Genomic DNA, 20052 nt, shown 5'->3' on the forward strand with positions numbered 1-20052 from the left:
GCCCGCAGCCCGGCGCGGGTGGCCTGCGCCGCCTTCAGGTGGCGGTTAATCAGGCTCACCAGCCCCTCCTGATCCAGCCGGTCGAGCGCCGACTCCAGCGCCCAGAAGTCGAGCGCGCTGGGGTGCCCGGCAGCGCCTGTCGGCCACGCCCCAGCCACTGGCGCTTCAATTCCGGCAGCGAGAGGCAGGATTGCGCCCAGGCCGGCGGCGTCGCCAGTTGCGCCCAAGCGCGCGGGCTGACGCTCAGTGCCGAGACGCCCGCCGGGCCGCCGAGCGCCTTCTGTGGCCCTATCACCGCGATGTCGATGCCCAGCGCGTCCACCTCCAGCGTGTGCGCGCCAAATGAGGCCACCGCATCCACCACCAGCAGCGCGCCACGCCGCCGCACCCGCTCGGCAATCTCCGCCAGCGGGTTGAGGATGCCGCTGGCCGACTCGCCATGCGCCAGCACCACCGCATCCAGCTTTGGCATCGCCGCCAGCGCCTGATCAAAGGCGTTGAGGGTGAGCGGGTAGCCCGAGCGCGCCTTGGCGTCATGCACCTCCGCGCCGCCGCGCCGCAGCCACTGGCTGAAGTAGAGGCCATAGGGGCTGCTCACCACGTTCAGCAGATGCTGGCCCGGCCGGGCGAGGCTGACCGCCACCGCCTCCAGCGCCAGCATCGCCTCGCCCTTAAACAGCAGCACGTCATGGCGCGTGCCCAGCAGGCGCGCCAGCCGGTCGGCCAGCGGCGCAAAGCGCGACGGCGGGTAGGGCGGCAGGTTGAGCAGCGGGTGCCAAGCGACGTCGGCCATGTTCACTCCTCGCGATGGGGTATAGGTAAAGTGTAGAAGCCCGCAGCAGCAAATGTGGAGCGGCGGGCGTGAGGGTGGTACTTTGTGCGTCAGCCCAAATACCAGCCGTAAAGAGAACCATGCCGACACAACGTTTCCCACATTTGGCGCACTGGGGCGCCTACACCGCCGTGGTGGAGGAGGGCGTATTGACGCGCTGCGAACCCTTCGCCGCCGATCGCCACCCCTCACCGATGCTCGACGCCATTCCGGCGGCGGTCTACTCCGACACTCGCATCCGCAAGCCAGCGGTGCGCCGCTCCTGGCTGTTGCAGCGTGAGCGCAGCGACCGCAGTTTGCGCGGCCACGAGCCATTCGTGGAGGTGGAGTGGGAGGTCGCCCTCGATCTGATCGCCGAAGAGAACCGCCGCGTGCGGGCGCAGTATGGCGCTTCCGGCATCTTTACCGGCTCCTACGGCTGGTCATCGGCCGGGCGGCTGCACCACGCGCGCTCGCTGGTGCGCCGCTTCTACTTCAGCGGCGGCGGCGGGGTCGATCAAGTCGGCAACTACAGCTGGGGCGCGGCACAATTCTTCCTGCCCTATGTGATTGGCACCTTCAGCCCGCTGACCGGCCGCGTCACCTCCTGGGAGAGCGTGGCGGAGCACTGCCAGCTGCTGGTGGCCTTTGGCGGGCTGGCGCTGAAGAACGCGCAGGTCGCCTCTGGCGGCGCGGGCGAGCACACGCTGCAACCCTGGCTGGAGCGGCTGGCGGCGCAGGGCACGCCGGTGATCAACATCAGCCCGACGCGCGACGACTGCCCGGCCTTCCTTAACGCCGAGTGGATCCCGATCCGCCCTAACACCGACGTGGCGCTGATGCTGGCGCTCGGGCAGGAGATCGCCCGCCTCGGCGCGGCGGATGAGGCGTTCCTTGCCAGCCACTGCACCGGCTACCCGCAGCTGCTGGCCTATCTAAATGGCGACAGCGACGGCGTGGCGAAGACCCCGGCGTGGGCCGAGGGGATCACTGGCATCCCGGCGGCGCGCATCCGCCAGCTGGCGCAGCAACTGATTGGCGTGCGCAGCTTCATGACCGGTGCCTACGCGGTGCAGCGCGCCCACCGTGGCGAGCAGCCCTACTGGATGATGATCGCCCTGAGCGCGATGCTCGGGCAGGTCGGGCTGCCGGGCGGCGGCTTCTCCTTCGGCCACGGCTCGATGAACAGCGTCGGCAACCCGCGCCACGATACCCCCGGCCCATCGATGGCGGTGGGCACCAACCCGGCGGGGCTGGCGATCCCGGTGGCGCGCATCGCCGACATGCTGCTCCATCCCGGCGAGCCTTACCACTTTCAGGGCGAGACGCACCACTACCCGGACATCCATCTGGTGCACTGGGCCGGTGGCAACCCCTTCCACCACCACCAGCAGCTCAACCGCCTGCTGGCGGGCTGGCAGAAGCCGGAGACGGTGATTGTGCAGGATATCTGGTGGACGCCAGCGGCGAAAATGGCCGACATCGTGCTGCCGGTGACCACCACACTGGAGCGCAACGATATCGGCGGCTCCTCGCGTGACCGTTTTGTCTTCGCCATGCATCAGGCGATTGCGCCGCAGCATCAGGCGCGCAATGACTTCGACATCTTCAGCGAGCTGGCGGAGCGGCTCGGCTACCGTGACGCCTTCACCGGCGGGCGCGACGAGCAAAGCTGGCTGCGCCACCTCTATGCCGAGTGCGGCGCGGCGCAGGTTGGCACCGGCGTCGAGTGGCCAGACTTTGAGACGTTCTGGCAGCGCGGCCACGTCGAACTGCCGAAACCCGCCACCCCTTACGTCTTCTTTGAGCGCTTCCGCCAGGATCCGGCGCGCCATCCGCTGAAGACGCCGAGCGGCCGCATCGAACTCTACAGCGAGACACTGGCGCGCCACGACCAACCGGACATGGCACCGCACCCGCAGTGGCAGCCGCCGGTGGAGTGGCTGGGCGCGGCCGATCGCTGGCCGCTGCACCTGATCACCGTGCAGCCCGCCGACCGCCTGCACAGTCAACTCGACCAGACGCCGCAGGCGCAGGGCAACAAAACCGCCGGTAAGGAGACGATCCAGATGCACCCCGCCGACGCCGCCGCGCGTGGCCTGCACGAGGGGGCACAGGTGCGGGTACACAATGAGCGTGGTGCCTGCCTGGCCGGATTGCGGCTGAATGAGGGGCTGGCCCGCGGCGTGGTGGTGATGGCGACCGGAGCGTGGTTCGACCCCGGCTTTGGCGCGGCGTGGTCAGGCACCGAGCAGGCTGGCAACCCGAATGTCTTGACGCTCGACATTGGCACCTCCTCCCTGACGCAGGGGCCAAATGCCATGAGCTGTCTGGTGGAGGTCAGCGCCACCTGACCCCCTTTTAATCCGTTGATTACATGCGGGGATACGAATTTACAGTTGGTTGCATTTAGAGCAGAACTCTTTCGATTCTGCGGTAGTTTCTTAAGAGGGGGATCTCTAGAGTATGAGGTCCCAGAGGTATTGATTGGTGAGAAATCAGCATACTCTGTATGTTGAGAACCTATTCAATTGCACCAACCTACGCGGATGCGTAGGTTTTTTTTTGCCTGCGATCTCCCCCTGCCAAGCAGCTATCCTTAATTCACGCGTTAGCCGTGCCTTATCGTCAGCCACCGATGGGTGCGGTATCCTGTCGCCTGTTTTGGGCTGGCATTTTGCTGGCCCTGTTTCCTCATAAGGAGATGGGCTGTGTATGCACTGCTGAGGGGATTGCTCCGAATCCTGTTCCGTGTCTCGGTCAACGCCGACCCGGCGCTGTTCCGGCATGACAAACTATTGATCACGCCAAACCATGTCTCTTTCCTCGACGGCGCGCTGCTGGCGCTGTTCCTGCCGGTGAAGCCGGTATTTGGCGTCTACAGCCGCATCGCCGATCGCTGGTACATGCGCCTGATTACGCCCTATGTGGACGTGGTGCCGCTCGACCCCACCAGCCCAATGGCCATCAAGCGGCTGGTGCGTGAGGTGCAGGCGGGCCGGCCGGTGGTGGTGTTCCCCGAGGGGCGCATCACTATCACCGGCTCATTGATGAAGGTGTATGACGGCGCGGCCTTTATCGCCGCCCGCGCCGGTGCGGCCGTGGTGCCGGTGCGCATCGAGGGAGCGGAGTTCACGCCGTTTGGCCGCCTGCGCGGCAACTTCAAGATCCGCCTGTTCCCGAAGATCACCATTGAGGCGCTGCCCGCCACCCGGCTGCCGATGCCGGACGCGCCGCGCGCCCGCGACCGCCGGATTTTGGCTGGCCAGCACCTGCACCAGATCATGATGGACGCGCGCATGGCGACGCTGGCACCGCAGACGCTGTTTGAGGCACTGCTGGCGGCGCAGACGCGCTACGGCCGCTTCAAGCCCTGCATCGAGGACATCAATTTCCACGAGGACAGCTACCACGGGCTGCTGAAGAAGTCCCTTGGCGTCAGCCGCATCCTGCAACGCTTCACCCGCGAGGGCGAGCACGTTGGCCTGCTGCTGCCGAACGCCACTATCACCGCCGCGGCGATCTTTGGTGCCACCCTGCGTGGCCGGGTGCCAGCGATGCTCAACTACACTGCGGGCGCGAACGGCATCCGCAGCGCCATGCGCGCGGCCGAGATCCACACCATCGTCACCTCGCGCCAGTTCCTCGAGAAGGGCAAGCTGACCGAGCTGCCAGCGCAGGTGCCTGAGGCGGAGTGGGTCTACCTGGAGGATCTCAAGGATACCGTCACCCGCGAGGACAAGATCTGGATCCTGAAGCACCTGATCTTCCCGCACCGAGCGATGACGCCGCAGCGTCCCGACGACGCGGCGCTGATCCTGTTTACCTCCGGTTCCGAGGGCAACCCCAAGGGGGTGGTGCACAGCCACCGCAGCCTGCTGGCGAACGTCGAGCAGATCCGCACCGTCGCTGACTTCACGCCGCGTGACCGCTTTATGTCGGCGCTGCCGCTGTTCCACGCCTTCGGCCTGACCGTCGGGCTGTTCACGCCGCTGCTCACCGGTAGCCGGGTGTTCCTCTACCCCAGCCCGCTGCACTACCGGGTGGTGCCGGAACTGGTCTACGACCGCAACTGCACCGTGCTGTTCGGCACCTCCACCTTCCTGGGCAACTATGCGCGCTTCGCCCACCCCTATGACTTCGCGCGCGTGCGCTACGTGGTGGCCGGGGCGGAGAAGCTCTCTCAGGCCACCCGTCAGGTGTGGCAGGAGAAGTATGGCATCCGCATTCTGGAGGGCTATGGCGTCACCGAGTGCGCGCCAGTGGTCGCCATCAATGTGCCGATGGCCGCCAAAACCGGCACCGTGGGCCGCATCCTGCCGGGCATGGCGGCGCGCCTGCTGCCGGTGGCGGGCATCCCGGAGGGGGGGCGGCTGCAACTGAAGGGGCCGAATATCATGAAGGGCTACCTGCGGGTGGAGCACCCTGGCCAGCTGGAGCCGCCAGTAGCGGAGAACGCCCAGGGGCAGCCGGAGGCGGGCTGGTATGACACCGGCGACATCGTCACGCTGGATGAGCAGGGCTACTGCACTATCCTTGGCCGGGTGAAGCGCTTCGCCAAGCTGGCGGGGGAGATGGTCTCGCTGGAGAGCGTCGAGCAGCTGGCACTGCGTGCCTCGCCGGAGGGGCAGCACGCCGCGGCCGCCAAGCCTGACAGCGCCCGGGGCGAGGCGCTGGTGCTGTTCACTACCGACGCTGGCCTGACCCGCGATGCACTGCTACAGGCGGCGCGTGAATCCGGCGCGCCGGAGCTGGCGGTGCCGCGCGACATCCGCGTCCTGAAAGCGCTGCCGCTGCTCGGCAGCGGCAAACCTGACTTTGTTGCCCTGCGCCAACTGGCGGAACACCCGGAGGCTTCCCATGACTAACCCGGCCAATGATCGCCTGCTGTCACGCGGCATGATGGCGGTGATGGCGGCGCAGTTCCTCTCCGCCTTTGGCGATAACGCGCTGCTGTTCGCCACGCTGGCGCTGATCGCCCGCGAGCACTATCCCGACTGGAGCCAGCCGATATTGCAGATGGTGTTTGTCGCCGCCTACATCGTGCTCGCGCCCTTTGTCGGGCAGTTCGCCGACAGCCTCGCCAAGGGACGGGCGATGATGATCGCCAACCTGCTGAAGCTGGCGGGCGCGGCGGTGATCCTCGTGGGCCTCAACCCATTTGTTGGCTACGCGCTGGTGGGCGTCGGGGCGGCGGCCTATTCGCCGGCCAAGTATGGCATCCTCGGTGAGATAGCCCGTGGCGAGCTGCTGGTGAAGGCCAACGGCCTGATGGAGGCCTCCACCATCGCCGCCATCCTGCTCGGATCGGTGGCGGGCGGCTTGCTCTCTGACTGGCACCTGACGGCGGCGGTCGGGGCCTGCGCGGCGGCCTACGGCGCGGCAGTGCTGGCGAACCTGTTCATCCCGCGCCTGCCGGCGGCGCGCCCGGCCAGTGGCTGGCACCCAGGGCAGATGCTGCGTACCTTTGCGGGCGCGACCCGCACCCTGTGGCAGGATAACGAGGCGCGCTTCTCGCTGATTGGCACCAGCCTGTTCTGGGGAGCGGGCGTCACCCTGCGCCTGCTGCTGGTGCTCTGGGTGCCGGTGGCACTCGGCATCACTGACCACACCACGCCGACGCTGCTCAATGCCTTTGTGGCGATTGGCATCGTGTTTGGCGCAGCGGCGGCGGCCTGGCTGGTGACGCTGGAAAAGGTGCGCCGCAGCCTGCCAGCGGGCGTGCTGATGGGCGGCGCGGTGGTGCTGTTCGCCCTCCAGCACCAGCTGGTGGGGGCGGGCGTGGTGCTGGTAGTGATTGGCGCGCTCGGCGGCTTCTTTGTGGTGCCGCTCAATGCGCTGTTGCAGGTGCGCGGCAAGCTGACCGTCGGCGCGGGCAACGCGATTGCGGTACAGAACCTCGGTGAGAACAGCGCAATGCTGCTGATGCTGGGCCTTTACTCGCTGGTGGTGAAGCTGGGCGCGCCGGTGATTGGCATCGGCATCGGTTTTGGCGTGGTGTTTGTGGTGGCGATTGGCGGGCTATGGATCTGGCAGGCGCGGCGCGCGCCCACCCGGTAATGCAACAGGGCGGACTCTCCGCCCTGTTTTTTTGGCCTTAGGGAGCCGGGAAAGTGAAGTGGCGGTGGATCGCCTCCAGCGCCTGCAACACCTCCTCATCCAGCACCAGATCCTGGCTGTCGATGTTGGTCTTCAGCTGCTCCAGGTTGGTCGCGCCCAGCAGCGTGCTGGCGACGAACGGCTGCTGGCGCACGAAGGCCAGCGCCATCTGGCTCGGATCGAGGCCGTGGTGTTTGGCCAGCGCCACATACTCGGCGATCGCCTGCTCGGTGTGCTCACCGCTGTAACGGGTGAAGCGGCTGAACAACGTATTGCGCGCGCCAGCTGGCTTCGCGCCATTCAGGTACTTGCCGCTCAGCGTGCCGAACGCCAAGCTGGAGTAGGCCAGCAGCTCCACGCCCTCATGGTGGCTGATCTCCGCCAACCCCACCTCAAAGCTGCGGTTCAGTAGGCTGTAGGGGTTCTGGATCGAGACGATGCGCGGCAGGTCATGCTTCTCCGCCAGTTGCAGGTAGCGCATTACCCCCCACGGCGTCTCGTTGGAGACACCGATGTAGCGGATCTTGCCCGCGCGCACCTGCTCATTCAGCGCCTCCAGCGTCTCCAGCAGCGTCACCGCCGGTTTGTCATCTTCATAGCGGTAGTTCAGCTTGCCGAAGCAGTTGGTCTGGCGCTGCGGCCAGTGTAGCTGGTAGAGATCGAGGTAGTCGGTGTTCAGGCGCTTCAGGCTGGCGTCCAGCGCATTGCGGATGTTTTTGCGATCCAGCGCCTGATCCGGGCGGATGGCGGCGTCGCTGCCGCGTGACGGCCCGGCGACCTTGCTGGCCAGCACCACCTTCTCACGGCAGCCGCGCGCCTTCAGCCAGCTGCCGATATAGCTCTCGGTCAGGCCCTGTGTCTCTGGGCGCGGCGGCACCGGGTACATCTCGGCGGTGTCAATCAAGTTGATCCCGGCGGAGAGGGCATAGTCCAGCTGCTGGTGGGCCTCGGCTTCGCTGTTCTGCTCACCAAACGTCATGGTGCCCAGTCCCAGTACGCTCACTTCCAAAGAACTGTGGGGGATACGGTGATAGTGCATAGCCGGTTTTCCTTAGTGTTGAGAATGGAGACTGAAAAATGCGCCGTTATCGACGTTATCGCTTGTCATTGACTCATTAACACGTTTTTCTCTGCGCGCACAAGTGCGGTGCCTGATTGTATACCGGTGAGGAAGCGGAGCGGGGCGCCACGGGTGGTCGCGCTCCCGGCGCAGGCTGACTGGCCGGGAGGGAGGAGTAACGGGTTAGCGTTCAATCATTTGGTTGACGTTATCGGCGTTGATCTGGCGCTGGTTGCCCTGCTCATCGGTATAGCTGATGAGGCCAGTTTCCTTGTCAATTGCCGGTTTACCCTGGGTCAGGATCATATTGCCATCTTTTGTGGCAATCACATAGTCGCTGGCGCACCCGGTGAGTGTGCACGCGACGATCAGCGCCGATACAGCGATAGCCCATGTTTTCATGATGTTTTCCTTGATAATCGACGAAGAGGGGGACGTTTTAAGCGTAGCAAACTGCCATATAAAGCAAGGTAAAATCACCTCTAAAAATCCGAATTTTGCCGTCCGGCCCTCAATCAGGAAAATGAAAGAACTACAGCAGGAAGTGGCGCGCCAGCAGGGCGGCGGTGAAGGGTTTTTTCAGATAGAAGCCGCGTGGCAGGGTCAGGATCGGCTGGCCGCGATCGCCAATCGCCTCGGTCAGCGCCTTGCTGTTGGCCGCCTTGGGCCGCAGTTGCAGCACCTCGCCGTGGCGGGCGGTGATGCTCTCCACCTTGCCCAGCACAATCATGTCCATCAGCTCCTCCCAGTCGCAGCGCAACTGCGCCTCCTCCTCCGGGCTGGGCGACCAGAGCAGTGGTGCGCCGATGCGCCGCGCCGCCAGCGGCAACTGGCGCTCGCCCTCCACCGGCACCCAGAGCACCCGCGCCAGCTTGTGGCGCACGTGGCTGCGCTCCCAGCTGATGCCGCTGTTGCCGGTCAGCGGCGCGACGCAGACGAAGGTGGTCTCCAGCGGTTTGCCCGCGGCATCAATCGGGATGGTTTTCAGCTCCACGCCGAGCGCCGGGAAGTCTCGCTCGGCCTTGCTGCCGGCCGTCGCGCCGAGGTAGAACTCCAGCAACATGCCGACCCACCCCTTGTCGCGCTTGAGGTTAGCCGGGATGGCGATGCCCGCCCGCGCCGCCAGCTCGCCCAGCGACTGGCCAGCCAGTGCCTGCGCGCGTTGCAGCAGTTCCTCACAATCATTTGGCGGGGGCAGAGGCGAAAGGCTCATGGTAGTCACTCACGGTTGGTTGAAAAACATACAGTCGCGCGCGCCCTTTTTTGGCAGGTCAGGCACGTGGCGGCACATTGGAAATAATAGCATGATTTGTCTGGGGATTTTCCCGGCCCTTAGCAGGCATTTCTCAATCGGGCCGCTTTTTTTCACCGCCTGATCACTGCCTTAAACCGGATCTTGCACCAGGTTATCCACAGATTTTTTGGATAAGAGCGAGCAAAGCACATAACTGGTTCCATTTACAGCCTTGACTCTAGGCGTTTTTGCCGGTTTTACTCTTTTTATGCCCAATAAATTGGCGTTATCTGTGGATAAAAGCGACATTGGTCACTATTTGGACATATTAACATCATAAGGTGATATTGATCACATTATCATTGCCAGCCAGCCCGGCGTTATTGGGTTATAGCGCTGTTTTAAATAGGAATATGCCGATAGCTCCTATGGGGGTTTTTATCCACTGCCTGCCCCTATTTTACCCGGTTTGCCACTTCTGCACAAAGATATCCACAGAAAAAGTGAATAAAATGGCCCCTCGATCTGGGTATATGTTTATAACTTGGCAGCAAGCTGTGGGTTAACTCAATGTTATTCCGTGCGGCGGGCCGTGAAGCAGTGGTTTACCGCCTGTTGGGAGTGTGAAACAATCAAGACATATGCATTTACGCTTATTTGAGGTAGTCCGGTGATCGATGATGATGGCTACCGCCCGAATGTTGGTATCGTAATCTGTAATCGGCAGGGGCAGGTATTATGGGCCCGTCGTTACGGTCAGCACTCCTGGCAGTTTCCCCAGGGGGGAATCAACCCCGGTGAGACCGCCGAGCAGGCGATGTACCGTGAACTGTTTGAAGAAGTGGGACTGAACCGCAAGGATGTCCGCATCCTGGCCTCAACCCGCAACTGGTTGCGCTATAAATTGCCAAAACGTTTGGTGCGTTGGGACACAAAGCCGGTATGTATCGGCCAGAAGCAAAAATGGTTTCTCTTGCAGCTCATGTGCGACGATGCGGATATCAATATGCAGCGCAGCAGCACGCCGGAGTTTGACGGCTGGCGCTGGGTCAGCTTCTGGTATCCGGTGCGCCAGGTCGTCTCCTTTAAACGTGACGTCTACCGGCGCGTGATGAAAGAGTTTTCCACTACCGTGATGCCGATGCAGGCGCTCAGCCCGCCTCGCTCACCTCCCGCTTACCGTCGTAAAAGAGGTTAAGTCACGCAGATTATGCTCACGCGTTTGCGAGAAATTGTTGAGAAGGTCGCCGCAGCCACCAGCCTGAACGAGGCGCTGGATTTGCTGGTGAATGAGACCTGCCAGGCGATGAGCACGGAAGTCTGCTCCATCTATCTGGCAGACAACGATCGCCGCTGCTTCTACCTGATGGCAACGCGCGGCCTGAAAAAGCCGCGCGGCCGCCAGGTGGCGCTGGCCTTTGACGAAGGGATCGTCGGGCTGGTTGGCCGGCTGGCCGAACCCATCAACCTCGCTGACGCCCACAGCCACCCCAGTTTCAAATATATCCCGCAGGTCAAAGAGGAGCGCTTCCGCGCCTTCCTTGGCGTGCCGATCATCCATCGCCGCCAGCTGCTCGGCGTGCTGGTGGTGCAGCAGCGCGAGCATCGCCAGTTTGACGAGAGCGAAGAGTCCTTTATGGTCACGCTGGCGACGCAGGTGGCCGGCTTCCTGACGCAGGCGCAGCTCAATGTGCTGTTTGGCCGCTTCCGCCAGACGCGCGTCAAGGCGCTGCCCGCCTCGCCGGGCGTAGCCATTGGCACCGGCTGGCAGGACAGTTCGCAGCCCTCGCTGGATCTGGTCTACATGGCCTCCTCCCTCGACAGTACCCGCGAGCGCGAACGCCTGACGCGCGCGCTGGAGGAGGCGGGCGCCGAGTTCCGCCGCTTCAGCAAGCGCTTCACCGCCAGCGCGCAGAAAGAGAGCGCGGCGATCTTTGACCTCTACTCCCACCTGCTCAACGACGCCCGCCTGAAGCGCGAACTTTACTTTGAGGTGGATGGCGGCTCGGTGGCGGAGTGGGCGGTGAAAAAGGTGGTGGAGCACTTCGCCGCCCAGTTCGCCAGTTTGCAGGACGCCTACATGCGCGAGCGCGCCAGTGACCTGCGCGCCCTCGGCCAGCGGCTGCTGTTCCACCTTGATGACAGCGTGCAGGGCGACGTCGAGTGGCCGGCGCGTTTCGTGCTGGTGGCCGACGAGCTGACCGCCACCCTGCTGGCCGAACTGCCCGCCGATCGCCTCGCTGGCGTGGTGGTGCGCGACGGCGCGGCCAACTCGCACGCGGCCATTCTGGTGCGGGCGATGGGCGTGCCGACGATAATGGGCGCGGACATCCAGCCCTCGCTGCTCAACCAGCGGCTGCTGATTGTCGATGGCTACCGCGGCGAGCTGCTGATTGACCCGGAACCGGTGCTGGTGCAGGAGTACCAGCGGCTGATCAGCGAGGAGCAGGAGCTGAGCCAGCGCGCCGAGGATGACGTAGAGCAGCCCGCGCAGTTGCAGAGCGGCGAGCGCATCCACACCCTGCTGAACGCTGGCCTGAGCGCCGACCATGAAAAATTGTTCGGCAGCCGGGTGGATGGCATCGGCCTCTACCGCACCGAGATCCCCTTCATGCTCCAGGGCGGCTTCCCCTCCGAGGAGGAGCAGGTGGCGCAGTACCAGGGGATGTTACAGATCTTCCCACAGCGGCCAGTGACGCTGCGCACGCTGGACATCGGCGCGGACAAGCAACTGCCCTACATGCCCATCAGCGAGGAGAACCCCTGCCTTGGCTGGCGCGGCATCCGCGTCACCCTTGACCAGCCGGAGATCTTCCTGATTCAGGTGCGGGCGATGCTGCGCGCCAATGCCGCCACCGGCAACCTTGGCATCCTGCTGCCAATGGTCACCAGCCTCGAGGAGCTGGATGAGGCGAAACGCCTGATTGAGCGCGCCGGACGCGAGGTGCAGGAGGTGCTCGGCTACGCCCTGCCGCCGGTGCGCCTTGGCGTGATGATTGAGGTGCCAGCGATGGTGTTCCTGATCCCGCATCTGGCGGGCCGGGTAGATTTTGTCTCGGTTGGCACCAACGACCTGACGCAGTACCTGCTGGCGGTGGATCGCAACAACACACGGGTGGCGGCGCTGTATGACAACCTGCACCCCTCGATGCTGCGGGTGCTGAAGATGATCGCCGACCAGAGCCACGCCGCCGGGCTGGATCTGAGCCTGTGTGGCGAGATGGCTGGCGACCCGATGGGCGCGCTGCTGCTGGTCGGGTTGGGCTACCGCCACCTCAGCATGAACGGGCGTAGCATCGCCCGCATCAAGTACCTGTTGCGCCGCATCGACCTGTGTGACGCCGAGGTGCTGGCAGCGCGCGCGCTGACGGCGGCGCAGACCAGCGACGTGCGCCACAGTGTCTCGGCGTTCATGGAGCGGCGCGGGCTGGGCGGCCTGATCCGCGGCGGCAAGTAGCGCCACGCCCCCGTCTGCCGGGCCTGCCGGCAGACGCCTTTCTTTACAGATAATTTATCCCGCCGCGCCCGGCGTGCTTTTCGCCTATGCTATGATTCGCAACCTGCCGACCCCCCCTGGGGTAAACACTAGACAATTTGTGGTGATGGATGAGTAACAGCTATCTGGCGTTTCCGAACTTCGACCCGGTCATTTTTTCCATAGGCCCGGTTTCCCTCCACTGGTACGGCATGATGTACCTGGTGGGCTTTATTTTTGCCATGTGGCTGGCGGTGCGTCGCGCCAACAAGCCCGGCAGCGGCTGGACCAAGGAGGAGGTGGAGAATCTGCTCTATTTCGGCTTCCTCGGCGTGTTCGTCGGTGGCCGCGTCGGCTATGTGCTGTTCTACAACCTGCCGCTGTTCCTGGACAATCCGCTCTACCTGTTCCGCGTCTGGGATGGCGGCATGTCGTTCCACGGCGGCCTGCTGGGCGTGATCTGCGTGATGCTGCTGTTCGCCCGCCGCACCAAACGCACCTTCTTCCAGGTGTCGGACTTTATCGCGCCGCTGATCCCGTTTGGGCTGGGCGCGGGCCGTCTGGGCAACTTCATCAATGGTGAGCTGTGGGGCCGTGTCACCACCAGCACGCCGTGGGCGATGCTGTTCCCCGGCTCGCGCAGTGAGGATGTGGCGCTGGCCGCCGCCGACCCGTCGCTGCAACCGCTGCTGGCGCAGTACGGCGTACTGCCGCGCCACCCGTCGCAGCTGTATGAACTGTTGCTGGAGGGGGTGGTGCTGTTTATCATCCTCAACCTGTTTATCCGCAAACCGCGCCCGATGGGCAGCGTCTCTGGCCTGTTTTTGATTGGCTATGGCGCGTTCCGCATCGTGGTTGAGCACTTCCGCCAGCCGGATGCGCAGCTTGGCCTGTTTGACGGCATAATTAGCATGGGACAGATCCTCTCAATTCCGATGATCGTCGCGGGTGTGATTATGATGATTTGGGCGTACCGCCGCCCCCAAAAAAGTGTCGTGAGGTAAAATGAAACAGTATCTGGATTTAATGCATAAAGTGCTGCATGAGGGCACCCCGAAAGCCGACCGTACCGGCACTGGCACGCTGTCGATCTTCGGCCATCAGATGCGTTTCAACCTGCAAGAGGGTTTCCCGCTGGTGACCACCAAGCGTTGCCACCTGCGCTCCATCATCCATGAGCTGCTGTGGTTCCTGAACGGTGACACCAACACCGCCTACCTGCGTGAGAACAATGTCACCATCTGGGATGAGTGGGCCGATGAGAACGGCGATCTGGGGCCGGTCTACGGCAAGCAGTGGCGCGCGTGGGGCGCGGCTGATGGCCGTGAAATTGACCAGCTGACCAAGGTGGTGGAGCAGCTCAAGCGTGACCCGGATTCGCGCCGCATCATCGTCTCCGCCTGGAACGTCGGCGAGCTGGAGAGCATGGCGCTGGCACCGTGCCACGCCTTCTTCCAGTTCTATGTGGCGGATGGCAAACTCTCCTGCCAACTCTACCAGCGCTCCTGTGACGTGTTCCTCGGCCTGCCGTTCAACATCGCCAGCTATGCGCTGCTGGTGCACATGATGGCGCAGCAGTGTGACCTGGAAGTGGGCGATTTCGTCTGGACTGGCGGTGACACCCACCTCTACAGCAACCATCTGGAGCAGGCGCGCCTGCAGTTGACGCGTGAGCCGCGCCCGATGCCGAAGCTGGTGATTAAACGCAAACCGGCCTCGCTGTTCGACTACCGCTTTGAGGATTTCGAGATCGAGGGCTACGACCCGCACCCGGCCATCAAGGCACCGGTCGCCATCTAACCCATCGCTCTGCTGTATCAAACCGAAGCCAAGGCTTCGGTTTTTTTATGCCTGTCGCCCAGTGAGCGGCCGCGGTTTTGCGCGCGCGCTTCCAGAAAAATGTCGGAAACGGAAAACGCCGCCGCCGCGCTGGAAAGCGCGCCGCAGGGTTGGCATCTGGCGCACCAGCGGGGGGAAAGGCCGCGTAGAGTGGCTGGCATGAAAAACCAGAACGAGCAGGGCATGAGCTTACTTGAAATGCTGGTGGTGATGGCACTGGTTGCCATCCTGACCGCTGGCGGCATCCAGTCATGGCAGGGCGTGCGTGAGGCGCAACGGCTGCGCCAAGGCGCGCTGGCGCTCCAGACCTTTCTAGGGCGGGTGCAGGCACAGGCCAATGCCGCCAATGACAGCCGTTTGCTGTGGGTGGAGGAGGGCGTGCGCGGGTGCGTCACGACGCAACCCCCACCGCCAGCGGGCTGCGGCACGCCATCCGCGGTTCTCTATCCGGCGGCGCGCTACGGCGTTGCCGTGCAGGCGTTCAGCGGCAATGGCATGGGCTTCTATGGCCTGCGCAATACCGCGCAGCCGGGGCATATCACGCTCCGCAACGGCGCGGGGCATATCCGGGTGGTGCTGTCGGGGCAGGGGCGGTTGCGGCTATGCAGCGAGGATAACCTCAGCGGGGTGCCGCCATGCCGCTGAATCAGGCACAGGGCTTTACCCTGCCGGAGGTGCTGCTGGCGATGGCGATAGGCAGTGTGGTAATGCTGGCCGCCGCATCTGGCTACCCGCCGATCTACCTGCAAGGCCAGCGGCTGGGGCAGCGCGTCTGGCTGGAGCAGGCCCTGCATCAGGCCGCGAACCGGCTGGAGAAAGACCTGCGCCGCGCCGGTTTCTGCGCGGGCGAACAGTGCGGCACCCAGGCCATTCTGTTGGGCGCCGCACCCGGCGAGGCGGCTGGCTCCTGTGTGCAGGCTGCCTATGACCTCAACCGCAATGGGCGCTGGGAGCGCAGTGGGCCAGAGGCGGAAATTTTTGGCTATCGCCTGTCAGCGGGCGCACTGGAGACGCGGCGCGGGGAGGGCTGCCATGGCGCGGGCTGGGAGCGATTGCTCGATCCGGCGGAAGTCACCGTGACCGAATTCCAGCTGGCGCGGCAGGGCGAGTTTTACCGGCTGACGCTGGCGGCGCAGGGGGCGCGTACGCCAGCGGTACACCGCCAGATCGAACGCCTGATGCAGGGGAGGGCACGATGAGCGCAGTGAAACAGCGCGGCAATGCGCTGCTGCTCACCCTGCTGGGCATGATGGCGCTGGGACTGGCAGGGTTGCAGGCGCTGCACGGCCAGCTTGACGAGGCAGTGCGCATGACCGGAGATACCCGGCGCACGCTGCTGGCATGGAATCAGGCTGCCTCCGCACTGGCATGGGGTGCCACCCAGCGCTGGCCTGAGCCGCCACCCGGCCACTGGCAGTGCCGCACCTCTGACGCGGGGCGCAGTTGCCTGAAGGCCAGCGTCCAGTTGGGGGGATACCTGCTGCGCGGGCAGGGGCAGGTGGATGCACGGACGCCGCTCTACCTCTACCAGCTGGTCACGCGCGACGGGGAGGGGCAGGTGCAACGGCTGGCTGGCGGCTGGCTCGACTTCTGCCCGGAGAGAGAGCGCCGCGACTGCGATGTACAGGAGGTGCCATGAGAGGCCAGCAAGGATTTACGCTGGTGGAGATGCTGGTCGCCGCCCTGCTGTTCGCGGTGTCGTTGCTGGGGCTGCTGCGCTACCAGCAGGCGCTGGCCGCCGGGTTTGAGCGGCAGCGGCAGGCGCAACAGGCGTGGCAACTGGCCGGAGAGCGGCTGGAGGCTGCCGCCCTGTCGGCCACGGCAAAGGTGCCTTCAGCGCCGCCAGCGGGCTGGACGCTGGCCGTGACGGCCTCCCCGGCGGCCACGCCTGCCTGCCATTGGGCGAAAGTGGTGGTGGTCACACCGATGCATTATCAGGTATCGCTGAGCCGCCTGTTGTGCTAAAAACCCGCCGCGTGCTGTTGATTTACACCGACGTCAGGTTACAGTGGGGCTGCGGCGCACGCCGTCTGCTATACCCGTTATTCACTTCAGAGGCACCATGTTCACCGTCTACCACTCCAACCATCTGGATTTGCTAAAAAAATTGATTGCCGCACTGATTGAGGGGCAACCGCTTGCCGATCCCTTTGAGCAGGAAGTGATCCTGGTGCAAAGCCCCGGCATGGCGCAGTGGCTGCAAATGCAGCTGGCGGAGGAGTTTGGCATCGCGGCGAATATCCACTTCCCGCTGCCCGCCACCTTTATCTGGGAGATGTTTACCCGCGTCCTGCCGGGCATCCCGAAAGAGAGCGCCTTCAGCAAAGATGCGATGACCTGGAAGCTGATGTGGCTGCTGCCGCAGATGTTGCCGCAGCCGGAGTTCACCGCGCTGCGCCACTACCTGACTGACGACGGCGACAAACGCAAAATCCACCAGCTGGCGGCGCGGGTGGCGGATCTGTTCGACCAATATCTGGTCTACCGACCGACCTGGCTCGAAGGATGGCAGCGCGGTGAGCTGCAACCAGATTTGGGCGAGGCGCAGCAGTGGCAGTCGGTACTGTGGAAGCGGCTGTGTGAATACACCGAATCGCTGAACCAGCCGACGTGGCACCGTGCCAACCTCTACCAGCGCTTTATCTCCACCCTGCACCAGAGCGCGGAGTGCCCGCCGGGGTTGCCGAAGCGGGTCTTTATCTGCGGCATCTCGGCACTGCCGCCGGTCTACCTACAGGCGTTGCAGGCGCTTGGCCAGCACATCGACATCCACTTAATGTTCACCAACCCCTGCCGCTACTACTGGGGCGACATCCAGAACTATGCCTTCCTGGCGAAGTTGCAGAGCCGCAAGCGCCGTGACTATCTGGCGCGCGCGGAGGTCGATCTGTTCCGTGACCCGGAGCAGGCACCGCAACTGTTCAACCAGGAGGGCGAGCAGGCGCTGACCAACCCGTTACTGGCCTCTTGGGGCAAGCTGGGGCGCGACCATATGTATTTGCTGTCGCAGGTGGATGAGATTCAGGAGGTGCAGGCATTTGTTGAACTGGAGGATGATAGCCTGCTCCATGCGGTGCAGCGCGACATGCTGGAGCTGGATGACCGGGCGGTGCTCGGCATGACGCCGGAGACGCTGGCCAGCAGCGACGGCAAGCGGCTGCTTGACCCGCAGGATCGCTCCATCTGCATCCACGCCTGCCACAGCCCGCAGCGCGAGGTGGAGGTGCTGCACGACAAATTGCTGACGATGATGGCCGAAGACCCGTCACTGACACCGCGCGACATCATCGTGATGGTGGCAGACATCGACAGCTACGCGCCCTATATTCAGGCGGTGTTCGGCAACGCGCCGCCAGAGCGCCATCTGCCGTTCGCCATCTCTGACCGCAAGGCCAGCCAGGCCCACCCGGCGTTGCAGGCCTTCCTCTCGCTGCTGGAGATGCCGCAGAGCCGCTTTACCGCCGAGCAGGTGCTGGCGCTGCTGGAGGTGCCAGCGTTGGCCAGCCGCTTCTCCATCCATGAGGATGGGTTGCGGCTGCTGCGCCTGTGGGTCAGTGAGTCTGGCATCCGCTGGGGGCTGGATGATGACGCCATCCGCCAGTTGGCGCTGCCGCCGACCGGCCAGCACACCTGGCGCTTTGGCCTGACGCGCATGTTGCTTGGCTATGCGATGGAGAGCGAGGCGGGCCACTGGCAGGGCGTGCTGCCCTATGACGAAACCACCGGGTTGGCGGCGGAGCTGGCCGGCCACCTGGCCGAGTTGTTGATGCAGCTGACGCGCTGGCGCACCCTGCTGGCAGAGTCCCGCCCGCTGGCCGACTGGCTACCGCTCTGCCGGCAGATGCTCGACACCTTCTTCACCAAGGATGTGGAGACGGAGGGGGTGCTGACGGTGATTGAGGAGCAGTGGCAGAAGGCGATCAACTTTGGCCTCTCGGCGCAGTACCCGGAGGCGGTGCCATTGACCATCCTGCGTGATGACCTGGCGGCGCGCCTCGATCAGGAGCGCATCAGCCAGCGCTTTTTGGCGGGGCCGATTAACTTCTGTACCCTGATGCCAATGCGTTCGATTCCCTTTAAGGTGGTCTGCCTGCTCGGCATGAATGATGGCGTCTACCCGCGCACCCTGCCGCCGCTCGGCTTTGACCTGATGGCGCATCAGGTGAAGAAGGGCGACCGCAGCCGCCGCGACGATGACCGCTACCTGTTTTTGGAGGCGATGCTCTCCGCGCAGCAGCGGCTCTACATCAGCTTTATCGGCCGCTCCATTCAGGACAACAGCGAGCGCTACGCCTCGGTGCTGGTGACGGAACTGATGGAGTATATCGGCCAGAGCTTTGTGCTGCCGGATGACCTGGATCTTGAGGCGGATGAGAGCGAGCGGCGCGTGCGCGAGCATCTGGTGTGCTGGCATGCGCGAATGCCATTCAATGCCGAAAACTTTGTGCCGGGCCATGAGCACCAGAGCTATGCCAAAGAGTGGCTGCCCGCTGCCAGCGCCCTTGGCGAGCCACACCCGGACTTCAACCAGCCGCTGGATCCGAAGCCGCTGGAGGAGATCACGCTGGACAACCTGATGCGCTTCTATCGCCATCCGGTGCGCGCCTTCTTCCAGATGCGGCTGGGGGTCAACTTCATCCTTGAGGAGACCGAGCTGCCGGATGAGGAGCCGTTCGTGCTGGACAGCCTCAACCGCTACAAATTCAACAGCCAGTTGCTGAATACGCTGATCGAGGAGCAGGATGTCTCGGCGCTCTACGATCGCGTGAAAGCCTCTGGCGCGCTGCCCTACGGCGCGTTTGGCGAGATCTACTGGCAGACGCAATCCGAGGAGATGGGCGCACTGGCGGAGCGGGTGCGTGGCCTGCGTGGCGAGTCGCACAGCGAGGAGATTGCCCTGCAAATCGGTGGCGCGTGGGTGACGGGCTGGATCCATCAGGTGCAGGCTGATGGCCTGCTACGCTGGCGTCCAGCGCAGCTGAATGCGGTGGATGGCATATTGCTGTGGATTGAGCATTTGGCGTATTGTACATCGGGGGGCGAGGGGGCCAGCCGCAGCTATGGCCGCAAGGAGAGCGAGTGGCACTTCCCGCCGCTGCCAGCCGACGAGGCGGCGCAACTGCTGGGGCAACTGATTGAGGGTTACCACCAAGGGATGCGCGAGCCGCTGCTGCTGCTGAACAAGAGCGGCTGGGCCTGGCTCAACCAGTGTTATGATTCCCAGACCGGTGAGATCAAGCGCGACGACGAGACGCAGGGCAAGGCGCGCGGCAAGCTGTTGCAGGCGTGGCTGGGCGACCCGCGGATGCCCGGCGAAAGCGAGGATCCCTACCTGCAACGTGTCATCCGCCAACTGGATGAGGATGACATTATCCAGATTCAGCGTCAGGCAGAGCGCTTCTTGCTGCCCCTGATGCGCCATCATCAACCGGATGCCTGAAGGCAACCGGATAACCCCATGAAAGGACGCTGGCGCACTCCATCACTATACGATGGATGCAGAAAATGCGAGAGTGCGCCGTTTGGCGAAACTT

General features: G+C 64.0%; 16 protein-coding genes. 12 read left to right on the forward strand and 4 right to left on the reverse strand.

The window, feature by feature from the left end:
• Positions 1 to 55: 55 nt before the first annotated feature.
• Positions 56 to 793: an aminotransferase class V-fold PLP-dependent enzyme gene (locus ACK3SD_RS03345; RefSeq protein WP_481126764.1), complete on the reverse strand. Its 738-nt coding sequence runs from the start codon at positions 791 to 793 to the stop codon at positions 56 to 58.
• 119 nt (positions 794 to 912) lie between these two features.
• Between ACK3SD_RS03345 and ACK3SD_RS03350 the strand changes: the two genes are divergently transcribed.
• The 3 genes from ACK3SD_RS03350 to lplT all read left to right on the forward strand — a co-directional run bounded on the left by ACK3SD_RS03350 (position 913) and on the right by lplT (position 6871).
• Positions 913 to 3165, forward strand: a complete 2253-nt coding sequence (locus tag ACK3SD_RS03350; RefSeq protein ID WP_481126765.1) for a molybdopterin guanine dinucleotide-containing S/N-oxide reductase — start codon at positions 913 to 915, stop codon at positions 3163 to 3165.
• Positions 3166 to 3522: 357 nt separating this feature from the next.
• Complete coding sequence (gene aas, locus ACK3SD_RS03355) at positions 3523 to 5679, forward strand: bifunctional acyl-ACP--phospholipid O-acyltransferase/long-chain-fatty-acid--ACP ligase (RefSeq protein WP_481126766.1); 2157 nt, start codon at positions 3523 to 3525, stop codon at positions 5677 to 5679.
• A complete protein-coding gene (gene lplT / locus ACK3SD_RS03360) occupies positions 5672 to 6871 on the forward strand; it encodes a lysophospholipid transporter LplT (RefSeq protein WP_481126767.1) in 1200 nt (399 codons plus the stop codon). Before aas ends, lplT begins: the two co-directional genes overlap by 8 nt.
• Before the next feature lie 37 nt (positions 6872 to 6908).
• On the opposite strand, the gene ACK3SD_RS03365 is transcribed toward lplT, so the two are convergent.
• The 3 genes from ACK3SD_RS03365 to mutH form a co-directional block, all read right to left on the reverse strand.
• A complete protein-coding gene (locus ACK3SD_RS03365; protein ID WP_481126768.1) occupies positions 6909 to 7949 on the reverse strand; it encodes an NADP(H)-dependent aldo-keto reductase in 1041 nt (346 codons plus the stop codon).
• Between the two features lie 204 nt (positions 7950 to 8153).
• Positions 8154 to 8372: a YgdI/YgdR family lipoprotein gene (locus ACK3SD_RS03370; protein ID WP_137762258.1), complete on the reverse strand. Its 219-nt coding sequence runs from the start codon at positions 8370 to 8372 to the stop codon at positions 8154 to 8156.
• 130 nt (positions 8373 to 8502) lie between these two features.
• On the reverse strand, positions 8503 to 9183 hold the full coding sequence (mutH, locus tag ACK3SD_RS03375) for a DNA mismatch repair endonuclease MutH (protein ID WP_481126769.1): 681 nt from the start codon (positions 9181 to 9183) through the stop codon (positions 8503 to 8505).
• Positions 9184 to 9874: 691 nt separating this feature from the next.
• Between mutH and rppH the strand changes: the two genes are divergently transcribed.
• From rppH to recC, 9 genes are all read left to right on the forward strand, one after another.
• On the forward strand, positions 9875 to 10402 hold the full coding sequence (rppH, locus tag ACK3SD_RS03380; RefSeq protein ID WP_481126770.1) for an RNA pyrophosphohydrolase: 528 nt from the start codon (positions 9875 to 9877) through the stop codon (positions 10400 to 10402).
• 12 nt (positions 10403 to 10414) lie between these two features.
• A complete protein-coding gene (gene ptsP / locus ACK3SD_RS03385) occupies positions 10415 to 12661 on the forward strand; it encodes a phosphoenolpyruvate--protein phosphotransferase (protein ID WP_481126771.1) in 2247 nt (748 codons plus the stop codon).
• Positions 12662 to 12810: 149 nt separating this feature from the next.
• Positions 12811 to 13683 carry a prolipoprotein diacylglyceryl transferase gene (gene lgt, locus ACK3SD_RS03390; RefSeq protein ID WP_137762262.1) on the forward strand — a complete coding sequence of 291 codons (873 nt, stop codon included), beginning with the start codon at positions 12811 to 12813 and terminating at the stop codon, positions 13681 to 13683.
• A gap of 1 nt (position 13684) precedes the next feature.
• Positions 13685 to 14479: a thymidylate synthase gene (gene thyA, locus ACK3SD_RS03395; protein ID WP_481126772.1), complete on the forward strand. Its 795-nt coding sequence runs from the start codon at positions 13685 to 13687 to the stop codon at positions 14477 to 14479.
• 222 nt (positions 14480 to 14701) lie between these two features.
• On the forward strand, positions 14702 to 15163 hold the full coding sequence (locus ACK3SD_RS03400; protein WP_481126773.1) for a prepilin-type N-terminal cleavage/methylation domain-containing protein: 462 nt from the start codon (positions 14702 to 14704) through the stop codon (positions 15161 to 15163).
• Positions 15154 to 15717 carry a prepilin peptidase-dependent protein gene (locus ACK3SD_RS03405; protein WP_481126774.1) on the forward strand — a complete coding sequence of 188 codons (564 nt, stop codon included), beginning with the start codon at positions 15154 to 15156 and terminating at the stop codon, positions 15715 to 15717. Before ACK3SD_RS03400 ends, ACK3SD_RS03405 begins: the two co-directional genes overlap by 10 nt.
• On the forward strand, positions 15714 to 16157 hold the full coding sequence (locus ACK3SD_RS03410; protein WP_481126775.1) for a YgdB family protein: 444 nt from the start codon (positions 15714 to 15716) through the stop codon (positions 16155 to 16157). Before ACK3SD_RS03405 ends, ACK3SD_RS03410 begins: the two co-directional genes overlap by 4 nt.
• On the forward strand, positions 16154 to 16483 hold the full coding sequence (locus ACK3SD_RS03415) for a type IV pilus modification PilV family protein (protein WP_481126776.1): 330 nt from the start codon (positions 16154 to 16156) through the stop codon (positions 16481 to 16483). The genes ACK3SD_RS03410 and ACK3SD_RS03415 overlap by 4 nt, the downstream gene beginning before the upstream one ends.
• A 97-nt stretch (positions 16484 to 16580) precedes the next feature.
• Entirely contained in the window at positions 16581 to 19958 is a 3378-nt protein-coding gene (gene recC, locus ACK3SD_RS03420; RefSeq protein WP_481126777.1) for an exodeoxyribonuclease V subunit gamma, read from the forward strand.
• Positions 19959 to 20052 lie beyond the last annotated feature (94 nt).

Source organism: Chimaeribacter sp. YP20170169, from assembly GCF_056739715.1.

What these genes read in the sequence shown, in the direction of transcription:
- recC (WP_481126777.1), top strand. Translation starts at nt 16,581, where the DNA reads ATGTTCACCGTCTACCACTCCAACCATCTGGATTTGCTAAAAAAATTG.
- ACK3SD_RS03405 (WP_481126774.1), top strand. Translation starts at nt 15,154, where the DNA reads ATGCCGCTGAATCAGGCACAGGGCTTTACCCTGCCGGAGGTGCTGCTG.
- ACK3SD_RS03345 (WP_481126764.1), bottom strand. Translation starts at nt 793, where the DNA reads ATGGCCGACGTCGCTTGGCACCCGCTGCTCAACCTGCCGCCCTACCCG.
- ACK3SD_RS03400 (WP_481126773.1), top strand. Translation starts at nt 14,702, where the DNA reads ATGAGCTTACTTGAAATGCTGGTGGTGATGGCACTGGTTGCCATCCTG.
- ACK3SD_RS03365 (WP_481126768.1), bottom strand. Translation starts at nt 7,949, where the DNA reads ATGCACTATCACCGTATCCCCCACAGTTCTTTGGAAGTGAGCGTACTG.
- mutH (WP_481126769.1), bottom strand. Translation starts at nt 9,183, where the DNA reads ATGAGCCTTTCGCCTCTGCCCCCGCCAAATGATTGTGAGGAACTGCTG.
- ACK3SD_RS03350 (WP_481126765.1), top strand. Translation starts at nt 913, where the DNA reads ATGCCGACACAACGTTTCCCACATTTGGCGCACTGGGGCGCCTACACC.
- lgt (WP_137762262.1), top strand. Translation starts at nt 12,811, where the DNA reads ATGAGTAACAGCTATCTGGCGTTTCCGAACTTCGACCCGGTCATTTTT.
- ACK3SD_RS03410 (WP_481126775.1), top strand. Translation starts at nt 15,714, where the DNA reads ATGAGCGCAGTGAAACAGCGCGGCAATGCGCTGCTGCTCACCCTGCTG.
- thyA (WP_481126772.1), top strand. Translation starts at nt 13,685, where the DNA reads ATGAAACAGTATCTGGATTTAATGCATAAAGTGCTGCATGAGGGCACC.
- lplT (WP_481126767.1), top strand. Translation starts at nt 5,672, where the DNA reads ATGACTAACCCGGCCAATGATCGCCTGCTGTCACGCGGCATGATGGCG.
- ACK3SD_RS03370 (WP_137762258.1), bottom strand. Translation starts at nt 8,372, where the DNA reads ATGAAAACATGGGCTATCGCTGTATCGGCGCTGATCGTCGCGTGCACA.
- ACK3SD_RS03415 (WP_481126776.1), top strand. Translation starts at nt 16,154, where the DNA reads ATGAGAGGCCAGCAAGGATTTACGCTGGTGGAGATGCTGGTCGCCGCC.
- ptsP (WP_481126771.1), top strand. Translation starts at nt 10,415, where the DNA reads ATGCTCACGCGTTTGCGAGAAATTGTTGAGAAGGTCGCCGCAGCCACC.